The organism is Polaromonas sp., from assembly GCF_018780625.1.
In the GTDB taxonomy this organism is placed as follows: domain Bacteria; phylum Pseudomonadota; class Gammaproteobacteria; order Burkholderiales; family Burkholderiaceae_C; genus Polaromonas.
The window spans coordinates 12,071-21,985 of record NZ_JADMJK010000247.1 but is presented as its reverse complement, the minus strand read 5'-3'; the positions used below and the strand labels follow the sequence as shown (position 1 = coordinate 21,985).

4 protein-coding genes and 1 pseudogene are annotated in these 9,915 nt (G+C 65.6%); 3 read left to right on the top strand and 2 right to left on the bottom strand.

All coding sequences use genetic code 11. The annotated features are described in order from the left end of the window. On the bottom strand, positions 1 to 2,926 hold a 2,926-nt coding region (hrpA, locus tag IV091_RS17635; RefSeq protein ID WP_293470652.1), incomplete at its 3' end, for an ATP-dependent RNA helicase HrpA. A gap of 148 nt (positions 2,927 to 3,074) precedes the next feature. On the opposite strand from hrpA, the gene argA reads away from it, so the two are divergent. The 3 genes from argA to IV091_RS17615 all read left to right on the top strand — a co-directional run bounded on the left by argA (position 3,075) and on the right by IV091_RS17615 (position 7,274). Beyond that, positions 3,075 to 4,424: an amino-acid N-acetyltransferase gene (argA, locus tag IV091_RS17630; RefSeq protein WP_293470650.1), complete on the top strand. Its 1,350-nt coding sequence runs from the start codon at positions 3,075 to 3,077 to the stop codon at positions 4,422 to 4,424. Positions 4,425 to 4,530: 106 nt separating this feature from the next. Next, a complete protein-coding gene (locus tag IV091_RS17625; RefSeq protein WP_293470649.1) occupies positions 4,531 to 5,244 on the top strand; it encodes an alpha/beta fold hydrolase in 714 nt (237 codons plus the stop codon). Then, the gene (locus IV091_RS17615; protein ID WP_366807021.1) at positions 5,241 to 7,274 is read left to right on the top strand and encodes an erythromycin esterase family protein; all 2,034 of its coding nucleotides are present in this window, start codon (positions 5,241 to 5,243) and stop codon (positions 7,272 to 7,274) included. The genes IV091_RS17625 and IV091_RS17615 overlap by 4 nt, the downstream gene beginning before the upstream one ends. 11 nt (positions 7,275 to 7,285) lie before the next feature. Here IV091_RS17615 and IV091_RS17610 read toward each other — a convergent pair. Further along, positions 7,286 to 9,915 (bottom strand): annotated as a pseudogene (locus IV091_RS17610) (error-prone DNA polymerase); the annotation flags it as partial.

The window sequence follows — 9,915 nt, the reverse complement described above, 5'->3', positions numbered from 1 at the left end:
TCTTGAGCCCGGCCAGCGCCTGAAACGCCCCCCTCGCCTGCGAACCCAGCTCGCCCTTCAGCGCGCCCAGGTTGCGCCCCGTGCCGAGCTGCCGGCCGTGCTCGTCCACCACCCGAAAGTTCATGAACAGATGGGGCGGCAGCATGTCGAGCTTCAGGTCGGCGCGCTTGATGTCCAGCGACGTGGCGTCGCGCACCCATTTGAGCACCGCGTCCGTCAGCGAGCCGCTGCCAAACAGCTGCGGCTCGTTCAGTTGCTCCGCCATGCGCGCAGCGGTGTCGGGCAGCGGCACCAGCCGCGAGCGCGGGCGCTGGTGCAGCGTTTTGATCAGCGCCTGTATCTTGTCCTTGAGCATGCCGGGCACCAGCCACTCGCAGCGCTCCTCGTTGACCTGGTTCAGTGCAAACAGCGGCACCTCCACCGTCACGCCGTCCTTGGCATCGCCAGGCTCGTGCAGGTAGGTGGCCATGCAGTCCACGCCGCCCAGGCGCAAGGTTTTGGGGAAAGACTGGGTGGTGATGCCAGCCGCTTCGTGGCGCATCAGCTCGTCGCGCGTCAGCAGGAGCAGCGTGGGCTGCTGCTTGATCTGGTCCTTGTACCAGCGCTCGCAACTGGCGCCGGTGCAAATATCGGCCGGCAGCTGCTGGTCGTAAAAGGCGTAAATCAGCTCTTCGTCGACCAGCACGTCCTGGCGCCGCGCCTTGTGTTCCAGGTCCTGCACCTGTTCAATCAACTTCAGGTTGGCGGCCAGAAACGGCAGCTTGGTGTCCCAGTTGCCCGCCACCAGCGCTTCGCGGATGAAAATTTCACGTGCCGTAACCGGGTCCACCCGGCCAAAGTTGACGCGCCGTCCGTTGTACACCACCAGGCCATACAGTGTGGCGCGCTCCAGCGCGGTGACCTGCGCGGCTTTTTTCTCCCAGTGCGGGTCCAGCAGCTGCTTGTTTAAAAGGTGGGCCGCCACCTGCTCAATCCAGAGCGGCTCGATGTTGGCAATGCCCCGGCCAAACAGTCGCGTGGTTTCCACCAGTTCCGCCGCCACAATCCAGCGGCCCGGCTTCTTGCTGAGCTTGGCGCCCGGGTGGCGGTAAAACTTGATGCCGCGCGCGCCCAGATACCAGTCTTCGTCTTCGCTCTTGCAGCCAATATTGCCCAGCAAGCCGCACAGCATCGACAGGTGCAGCTGCTCGTAGCTGGCCGGCTTGTCGTTCAAATGCCAGCCCTGCTCGCCCACCACGCTGTGCAGCTGGGAATGAATGTCGCGCCATTCGCGCACGCGGCGGATGTTGACAAAGTTCTCGCGCAGCAGGGTTTCGTACTGCCGATTCGTCAGTTTATGAACCGCGTCATGGCCGCCGCGCGCGTCGCCCAGCCATTTCCACAGCCTCAAGTAGCCCACAAACTCGCTTTTTTCGTCGTCGAACTTGGCATGCGCCTGGTCGGCCTGCGGCTGCTTGTCCATGGGCCGGTCGCGCACGTCCTGCACGCTGAGCGCGCTGGCAATCACCAGCACTTCATCGAGCGCCTGCCGGTCCTTGGCCTCCAGGATCATGCGGCCCACGCGCGGGTCCAGCGGCAGCTTGGCCAGCGTGCGGCCCACCGGCGTCAGCTCGTTGTCGTCGTCCACCGCGCCCAGTTCGGCCAGCAGCTGGTAGCCGTCGGCAATGGCGCGGCGCTGCGGCGGCTCGATGAAGGCAAAGTCCTCGATCGTGCCCAGGTGCAGCGCCTTCATGCGCAAGATCACCGAGGCCAGCGAGCTACGCAAAATTTCGGGGTCGGTAAAGCGCGGCCGGCCGGCAAAGTCCTGCGCGTCATAAAGCCGGATGCAAATGCCGTCGGCCACCCGGCCGCAGCGGCCGGCGCGCTGGTTGGCCGATGACTGGCTCACCGGCTCCACCATCAGCTGCTCAACCTTGTTCCTGAAACTGTAGCGCTTGACGCGCGCCGTGCCGGTGTCAATCACATAGCGGATGCCCGGCACCGTGAGCGAGGTTTCGGCCACGTTGGTGGCCAGCACAATGCGCCGGCCGGTGTGCCCGTCAAAAATCCGGTCCTGCTCGGCCTGGCTCAGGCGCGCAAACAGCGGCAGCACCTCGGCATTGCGCGTCAGCGGCTGGTGCGCCAGGTGCTTGCGCAGATGGTCGGCCGCTTCGCGAATCTCGCGCTCGCCCGGCAAAAAGATCAGGATGTCGCCGGCGCTGTGCGGGCTTTGCCACAACTCGTCCACCGCGTCGGCAATCGCGTTGTTCATGTCGTAGTCGCGCGACTCTTCAAACGGGCGCCAGCGCTGCTCGACCGGAAACATCCGGCCCGACACCATGATGACCGGCGCCGGCCCTTTGCTGGACGCAAAGTAATCGGCGAAACGCTGCGCGTCAATCGTGGCCGAGGTAATGATCACTTTCAAATCAGGCCGGCGCGGCAGCAGCTGGCGCAGGTAGCCCAGCAGGAAGTCGATGTTCAGGCTGCGCTCATGCGCCTCGTCGATGATGATGGTGTCGTAGGCGCGCAGCAGCGGGTCGGTCTGCGTCTCGGCCAGCAAGATGCCGTCGGTCATCAGCTTGACGGACGCGTCCCGGCTCAGCCGGTCCTGGAAGCGCACCTTGTAGCCCACCACATCGCCCAGCGGCGTTTTGAGCTCTTCGGCAATCCGCTTGGCCACGCTGGAAGCCGCAATGCGGCGCGGTTGGGTGTGGCCGATCAGTTTGCCCTGGCCGGGCGGGTAGTTGAGCTTGCCGCGCCCCATGGCCAGCGCAATCTTGGGCAGCTGCGTGGTTTTGCCCGAGCCGGTTTCACCGCAGACGATGATGACCTGGTGGGCGCTGAGCGCGGCAGTGATGTCCTCGCGTTTGCCGGATACGGGCAGTGACTCGGGAAAGGTGATGGCCAAAGGGGACAAGGAGGACAAGGCGGTATGCGCAGTCAAAGCTTGGGATTATCGGCGTTCTGGCCCGGGCCGCCCTCCCTTACACTCAAGCCAATTTTATTTTTGGCCCGGAACAGCCCCAACACCAGGGCTGGCGCATTTTTTCCCGGCTGATTTTCTCTTGCCTCCAGAACCCGAAAGCGCGCCCATGTCTGCGGTCTTTAACTTCACCTTTGTTCCCTGGTTTCGCTCGGTAGCGCCCTACATCCACAAATTTCGCAACCAGACCTTTGTGGTCGGCGTCTGCGGTGAGGCCATTGCGGCGGGCAAGCTGCAGCACCTGGCCACCGACCTGGCGCTGATCCAGAGCATGGGCGTAAAAATCGTGCTGGTGCATGGTTTCAGGCCGCAGGTCAATGAACAGCTGCGGGCCAAGGGCCATGCGGCCAAATACTCGCACGGCATGCGCATCACCGACGAAGTGGCGCTCGACTGCGCGCAGGAAGCCGCCGGCCAGCTACGCTATGAAATAGAGGCCGCTTTCAGCCAGGGCCTGCCCAACACCCCCATGGCCGACTCCACGGTGCGCGTCATTTCGGGCAACTTCATCACGGCGCGGCCAGTGGGCATTCTGGATGGCGTGGACTTCAAGCACTCCGGACTGGTGCGCAAGGTCGATACCGTCGCCCTGGGCCGGGTGCTGGACTTTGGCGCCATGGTGCTTCTGTCGCCGATTGGCTTTTCGCCCACCGGCGAGGCCTTCAACCTGACCATGGAAGAGGTCGCGACCTCGGTGGCCATCGCCATACAGGCCGACAAGCTGATCTTTGTGAGCGAAATCCCGGGCATCCGGATCCACCCCGAGCAGCCTGCCAGCGACGACAACCCGATTGACACCGAGTTGCCGTTGGCCGCCGCTGAAAAGCTGCTGGCCAGCCTGCCCGCCAGCGAGCGCCCCACCGACACCGCCTTTTACCTGCAGCACTGCGTCAAGGCCTGCAAGGCGGGCGTTGAGCGCAGCCACATCGTGCCCTTCGCCACCGACGGCTCACTGCTGCTGGAGATTTATGTGCACGATGGCATAGGCACCATGGTGGTCGACGAAAAGCTGGAATCCCTGCGTGAAGCCACCAGCGACGACGTGGGCGGCATTTTGCAGCTGATTGAGCCGTTTGAGAACGACGGCACGCTGGTCAAGCGCGACCGCACTGAAATTGAGCGCGACGCCGACCACTACACCATCGTCGAGCACGACGGCGTGATCTTTGCCTGCGCCGCGCTCTACCCTTACCCCGAAGCCAAGACCGCCGAAATGGCCGCGCTGACCGTGTCGCCGCAAAGCCAGGGCCAGGGCGACGGCGAAAAAATCCTCAAACGCATCGAGCAGCGGGCGCGCGCCGCCGGCCTGCAAAGCATTTTTGTGCTTACCACGCGCACCATGCACTGGTTCATCAAGCGCGGCTTTGTGGCGGTGGACCCGGACTGGCTGCCCGAAGCGCGCAAACGCAAGTACAACTGGGACCGCAAAAGCCAGGTGCTGGTGAAAAAGCTGGGCTGAACGCAGGCCTGGCCGGGCGGCCGCATTCTTACCCGGGAACAAGAAAAGTCTGATGGCGCGTTGGGCTGGCTTTGCCTAAGCTGGGGCATTGGCAGGAGGCTTTTCCATGACCCAACCGACGCACCCCCCCTTGGCCCGTGAAGTCCGCTTGGCCTGCGGCGATGCCTCGCTTTATGGCGACTTGGTGTTGCCCGCAGACTTTTGCGGCCTGGTGCTGTTTGCCCACGGCAGCGGCAGCGGCCGGCACAGCGCGCGCAACCGGCAGGTCGCGCAAAAACTGCAGCAAGCCGGTGTCGGCACGCTGCTGTTTGACCTGCTCACGGCGCAAGAGGAGCAAGTTGACATGCACACCCGTGAACACCGCTTTGATATTTCGCTGCTGACGCGCCGCATGCAGGACGCCACGCTGTGGGTGCTGGCGCAAGAGGACTTGAAACAGGCGCCCATCGGCTACTTTGGCGCCAGTACCGGCAGCGCTGCGGCGCTGATTGCCGCCGCCCGGCTGGGCGACCGGATTTCGGCCGTGGTGTCGCGCGGCGGCCGCCCCGACCTGGCCGGCCCGGTAGCGCTGGCGGCGGTCACGGCGCCTACGCTGCTGATTGTGGGCGGCGACGACCACGGGGTGATTGAACTCAATGAGCAAGCCTTCGAACATCTGCAGTGCGAAAGGCGCCTGGCCATCGTTCCGGGCGCGACCCACCTGTTTGAGGAACGTGGCACGCTGGAGCAAGTCGCCGAATTGGCGGCCGACTGGTTTGTCGCCCACCTCAAGCACAAGGCCGGCGCGAAGCGTGCAGAGAAATCGGAGCAGGCATCATGAAGGACGTCAGATTGCCCTTTGAGGACCGCCACCAGGCCGGGCGCGTGCTGGCCGAAAGACTCGCGCATTACCGTGGTCGGCCCAACCTGGTCGTGCTGGCCCTGCCGCGCGGCGGCGTCGCCGTGGGTTTTGAGGTGGCGCGCGCGCTGGAGGCGCCGCTGGATGTTTTTGTGGTGCGCAAGCTGGGCTTTCCGGGCCATGAGGAATACGCCATGGGCGCCATTGCCAGCGGCGGCGTGCGCGTGATGTCCCCCCTGCCCGGCCTGGACGTGTCGCCGGAAGAAATCGCTGAGGTGGTGGCGCGCGAACAGGCTGAGCTGGTCAGGCGCGAGCACTTGTACCGCGACCAGCACCCCGCCATCAGCCTGGCCGGCCGCACCGTGATCGTGGTCGACGACGGACTGGCCACGGGCGCCAGCATGCGCGCTGCGCTGCGGGGCATTCGCCAGCAGCATCCGGCGCACCTGGTGGTGGCTGTGCCGGTGGGCGCCGAGGACACCTGCCAGTCGCTGCAGGGCGAGGTCGACGAACTGGTCTGCGCCGCCATGCCCGCACCGTTTCGCGCCGTGGGTCTGTGGTACGAACAATTTCCGCAAGCCAGCGACGACGAAGTGCGCACGCTGCTGGATGAAGCCCGCCGCCTGCACGCCAGGGCGCTCAGCGCCCACCTGGTGCCCATGCAGCAAGCCCAGGCTCCGCGTGCCAGGAGCCCGGTGCTGGAAGGTCTGCAACAGCATTTGCTGCCGCTGACCGGCAGCCTGGGCGACTACGACCCGCTTTTGCAACTGATAGGGCCCGCACGGTTTGCCCTGCTGGGCGAGGCGTCGCACGGTACGCACGAGTTCTACCGTGAGCGTGCCGCCATCACGCGGCGCCTGATCACCGAAAAAGGGTTTACCGCCATTGCCGTGGAAGCCGACTGGCCCGATGCCTGGCGCGTGAACCGCTACGTGCGCGGCCTGCCGGGCGACGCCGATGCGCCCGCCGCGCTGTCGGGCTTCAAGCGGTTTCCGTCCTGGATGTGGCGCAATACGGAGGTGCGCGACTTTGTGGAGTGGCTGCGCGGCTACAACATCGGCCGCCCACCCGAGAACCAGGTCGGCTTTTACGGCATAGACCTGTACAGCATGTTCACGTCCATCCAGGAAGTGCTGCGCTACCTGGACCGGGCCGACCGCGAAGCCGCAGGCCGGGCGCGTGCGCGCTATGCCTGCTTTGACCATGCCGCAGAAGACAGCCAGGCCTATGGCTACGCCGCCAGTTTTGGCATGGGACCTAGCTGCGAAGACGAAGTGATCCAGCAACTGCGCGAGATGACCCGCCGCGCCGGCGAGTTGCCGCCCACACCCGGCATGGAGCGCGACGAGGCCTTTTATGCCCAGCAAAATGCCCGCCTGGTGCGCAACGCCGAAGAGTACTACCGCACCATGTTCCACGCCCGCGTGTCGTCCTGGAACCTGCGTGACAGCCACATGGTGGAAACGCTGCAGGCGCTGGACCGCCACCTGGGCACCAGCGGCACGCCGCCGCGCATGGCGGTATGGGCGCACAATTCGCATCTGGGCGATGCCGGCGCGACCGAGATGAGCGAGCGCGGCGAATGGAACGTGGGCCAGCTGATGCGCGACCGCTACGCCCACGACGCGGTGCTGGTGGGCTTTAGCACCCACCATGGCACAGTCACGGCGGCATCGGACTGGGACAAGCCGCCTGAGCGCAAGCGCGTGCGCGATGGCCTGCCGGGCAGCTGGGAAGACGTGTTTCACCACACCGGGACCGCGCGCTTTTTACTGCCTTTGCGCGACGACCCGGCGCTGCGCACGCTGGCGGCCACGCAGCGGCTGCAGCGCGCCATTGGCGTGATCTACCGCCCCGAAACCGAGCGCCAGAGCCACTATTTCTACACCCGCCTGGCCAAGCAGTTCGACGCGCTGATTCACATCGACGAAACCAGCGCCCTGGAGCCGCTGGAAAAAGGCGAGGTGTGGCACGCCGGCGAGGCGCCGGAAACCTTTCCGTCGGGGATATGAGCCGCTTGCCGTTAATGAAAATCGCGGCTTGACGTGCCCAGCCGCCCCAGCAGCGGCGTGAGGTCTTCCAGCCGGTGCGCGACCAGGTTGCGCACCGCGCCGAAGCCCGGCTGGCCATCATGGCCGCTTTCTTCGCTGCGCTGCCACACGCCGTACACCGCCAGCAGCCGCGCATGCAGCACCTCGGCGCGCTGCCTCTGGCGCAGCGACTTCCACACAATCACGTTGACCGGGCCGGTCTCGTCTTCCAGGCTGATAAAGATCGTGCCCTTGGCCGTTTGCGGCTGCTGGCGCATGGTGACCAAGCCGCAGGCCGCCACCAGTTCGCCGCTTGGCAGCGCATTGAGTTGGCTGGCGCTGAGCAGCCCTTTCTGGGCCAGGCGCGGCCGCAGCAGGGCCAGCGGGTGGCGGCGCAGCGTGAGGCCGGTGGCGCGGTAGTCAAACAGGATGTTTTCCCCTTCGGGCGTCTCTGGCAACGTAAAAGCAACCTCCTGCGTGGGCACCGATTCAAGCAATTGCGGCGCAGGCTTGATGGCGGCGGCCTGCCAGACCTGCTGGCGCCGGTGGCCCGCCAGCGGCGCCAGCGCATCGGCTGCGGCCAGGGCGTTGATCTCCAGCGTGCCGAGTTGCGCGCGCAAGGCCAGGTCTTCGGTGCTGGTGAACGGGGACTGGCTTCTGGCGGCCAGCAGCCGGTGCGCGCTGGTTTCAGACAGGCTAGATACCAGGCGCAGGCCCAGCCGCACGCGGGCTGCGCGGGCCGGATGCCCGGATAGCCTGGCCGCAGTGAAACATCCCCGGCAGGCTCCAGCGCGCAGTCCCAGCCGCTGCAGGTCACGTCGACCGCGCGCACCTGCACGCCGTGCCGAATGGCGTCCTGCACCAGCTGCGACGGTGCATAAAACCCCATGGGCTGGGAATTGAGCATGGCGGCCAGGAAGCAGGCCGGTTCATGGCACTTGAGCCAGCAGCTGACGTAGACCAGCTTGGCAAAGCTGGCGGCGTGGCTTTCCGGAAAGCCGTATTCGCCAAAACCCTGCATCTGCTTGAAGATGTTTTCGGAAAATTCGGCCTCGTAGCCCCTGGCCAGCATGGCGTTGACCAGCCGGTCGTGAAAGCGGTCGACCCCGCCCTTGCGCTTCCAGGCGGCCATGGAGCGGCGCAGGTCGTCGGCTTCGTCGGCCGAGAACTGGGCGGCAATCATGGCAATTTGCATCACCTGCTCCTGAAAAATCGGCACGCCCAGCGTGCGCCCCAGGGCTTCGCGCAACTCTTCCTTGGGGTAAGCCTCTTCTTCAGGGTGGGCGCGGCGGCGCAGATACGGTTGCACCATGCCGCCCTGGATCGGCCCCGGCCGGACAATCGCCACCTGTACCACCAGGTCGTAATAGCAGCGCGGTTTCAGGCGCGGCAGCATGGCCATCTGCGCCCGGCTTTCAATCTGGAACACGCCCACGGTGTCGGCCTGGCAAATCATGTCGTAGGTCTGCGCGTCGCCCGATTCGATCTGGTGCATCTGCAGCCGCCCGCCGCGCGTGGCGTCGACCAGTTGCAGGCAGCGCCGGATCGCCGACAGCATGCCCAGCGCCAGCACATCGACCTTGAGCAGGCCCATGGCGTCCAGGTCGTCCTTGTCCCACTGGATGATGCGCCGGTGTTCCATGGTGGCGGGCTGGATGGGCACCAGCCGCGTCAGCTTGCCCTGCGTCAGCACAAAGCCGCCCACATGCTGGCCCAGGTGGCGCGGAAAGCCCATCAGCTGCACCGTCAGGTCCAGCCACTGCAGCATCGGACCGGCTTCAGCCTGCACACCGGCCTCTTCCAGTTTTTCCTTTAGCGCGTGGCTGCCGTCAAACCAGAAATGCTCTTTGGCCAGCTGCTCGATCAGCGCGGGGGCCACGGCCAGCGCCTTGCCCACGTCGCGCAGGGCGCTGCGCGGCCGGTAGGTGGTGACGGTGGCGGCAATGGCGGCGTGCTCCACGCCGTATTTGGCGTAGATGTACTGGATCACTTCTTCGCGCCGCTGGTGCTCAAAGTCCACGTCGATGTCGGGCGGCTCCCTGCGTTCGCGGCTCATGAAACGCTCGAACAGCACGCTGCTTTCCGCCGGGTTGACGGCCGTGATACCCAGGCAATAGCAGACCGCCGAATTGGCCGCCGAGCCGCGCCCCTGGCACAGGATGTTTTGGGACTGCGCAAAGCGCACGATGTCATGCACGGTGATGAAGTACATCTCGTAGTGCAGCTCTTCAATCAGCGCCAGTTCATGCGCCAGCTGGGCCGCGATTTTTTCCGGCACGCCGCCCGGAAAGCGCGTTGTGGCGCCCTCGGCCGTCAGCCGGCGCAGGCTTGCGCCGGGGGACTCGGCCACCGGCAGGGATTCCTGCAGCGGGTAGCTGTAAAGCTGGCGGATTTCATCAAGGCTGAAGCGGCAGCGCGCGGCCACCTCCAGCGTGGCCTGGAGCAGGCGTGCCGGGTAAATGTCGGCCAGCCGCATGCGGGGCCGCAAATGCGCCTCGGCATTGGCCTGCAAGGCAAAGCCGCAGTCATGCACGGTTTTGCCCAGCCCGATGGCGCGCATCACGTCGTGCAGCGGCTTGCGCGAGCGCACATGCATCAGCACCTGGCCGGCGGCCACCAGCCC

Coding starts and splice junctions, on each gene's coding strand:
- argA (WP_293470650.1), top strand. CDS start 3,075: ATGTCTGCGGTCTTTAACTTCACCTTTGTTCCCTGGTTTCGCTCGGTA.
- IV091_RS17625 (WP_293470649.1), top strand. CDS start 4,531: ATGACCCAACCGACGCACCCCCCCTTGGCCCGTGAAGTCCGCTTGGCC.
- IV091_RS17615 (WP_366807021.1), top strand. CDS start 5,241: ATGAAGGACGTCAGATTGCCCTTTGAGGACCGCCACCAGGCCGGGCGC.